The sequence below is a fragment of the Lysinibacillus fusiformis genome (genome assembly GCF_002845985.1).
GTDB classification, from domain to species: Bacteria; Bacillota; Bacilli; order Bacillales_A; family Planococcaceae; genus Lysinibacillus; species Lysinibacillus fusiformis_D.
Genome location: NZ_PDFK01000020.1, coordinates 1 through 1,286 on the forward strand (window position 1 = coordinate 1; position 1,286 = coordinate 1,286).

Sequence of the window (1,286 nt, forward strand, 5' to 3'; positions counted from 1 at the left end):
TACTATAGGGGGTGCAGGTAGTGATTTCTGATGAACAAAAATTAGCCGCAGTTCTAGCTTACTTTGAAGAAAAAGAAAGTACGTATCAGATTGCCAATCGATTACAGAGGGATCGACAGTACATTCGATTATGGATTGAATTATATCGCTATCATGGCATCGAAGGAATTATTCGTCCTCAAGGGTTCACGAATTACGAAGATTCTTTTAAAATAAAAGTAATTCAACACCTGATAGAGACGGGCGATTCGCTCCTTCAGACTGCTGCGAAGTTTAATATTCCTTCCCGTGAAACCGTTCGGAGATGGAAAAAACAATGGATGTCAACGGCTGGTGAGGTGCTCTATCAAGTAGAAAAGGAGCGCCAATCAATGCCAAAAAAACAACCACCTTCGTCCGATTTAAATGGAAAAACAACGGATGAGTTAAAAGCCGAAATTGAGTATTTACGGATGGAAAATGCCTATTTAAAAAAGTTGAAAGCCTTAGTTCAAGAAAAGGATGCCTTCAAATCCAAGAAAAAGTAAGAGCTGTCTATGAGCTAAGGTTGGATTTTCCTCTTCAAGCTCTATTAAAAGTCGCGAAACTTAAGAAAAGTACGTATTATTATCATCTCCAAAAATGGGTAAAACCAGATAAATATCAGGCGATCAAAGAACGAATTCAGACGCTTTTTCATTACCATAAGGGGCGTTATGGCTATCGTCGTATTTGTTTAGCCCTCCGAAATGAAGGGTTTTTCATCAACCATAAAACGGTCCAACGATTGATGCAAGAATTGGGCTTAAAAGGGACGGTACGCCCTAAAAAATACCGTTCGTATAAAGGGACAGTCGGCTATGTCGCAGAGAATGTCATCCAACGTGATTTTGAAGCCACTGCACCCAATCAGAAATGGGTAACCGATGTAACGGAGTTTAAAATAAACGGTCAAAAAATCTATATATCCGCTGTATTAGATTTATTCAATCGAGAAATCGTTGGGTATGAGGTATCAAAATCACCTAATTTTGAGTTAGTTCAACAGTCTTTTAAGAAGGCGTTTACGTATACAAAGTTATCGAAAAAGAGTGGCTTAATCGTCCATTCTGATCAAGGATGGTTATATCAAATACCACGTTTTAAAGCGTTATTGGCAACACATGAAATCAAGCAAAGTATGTCACGGAAAGGAAATTGTTTAGATAATGCCGTGATAGAAAGCTTTTTTGGCATTATGAAATCAGAATTTCTATACGCAACAACGTTTAAGAACTACGAAGCATTCAAAAAAGCGTTAGTAGACT

The 1,286-nt window shown here is 37.9% G+C and carries 2 protein-coding genes; both read left to right on the top strand.

The window, feature by feature from the left end:
- Positions 1–20 precede the first annotated feature (20 nt).
- The gene (locus CRI88_RS22190) at positions 21–527 is read left to right on the top strand and encodes a helix-turn-helix domain-containing protein (protein ID WP_180957783.1); all 507 of its coding nucleotides are present in this window, start codon (positions 21–23) and stop codon (positions 525–527) included.
- Positions 512–1,286: IS3 family transposase (locus CRI88_RS22195; protein ID WP_180957845.1), on the top strand; the 775-nt coding region annotated here is incomplete at its 3' end. The genes CRI88_RS22190 and CRI88_RS22195, both read left to right, overlap by 16 nt.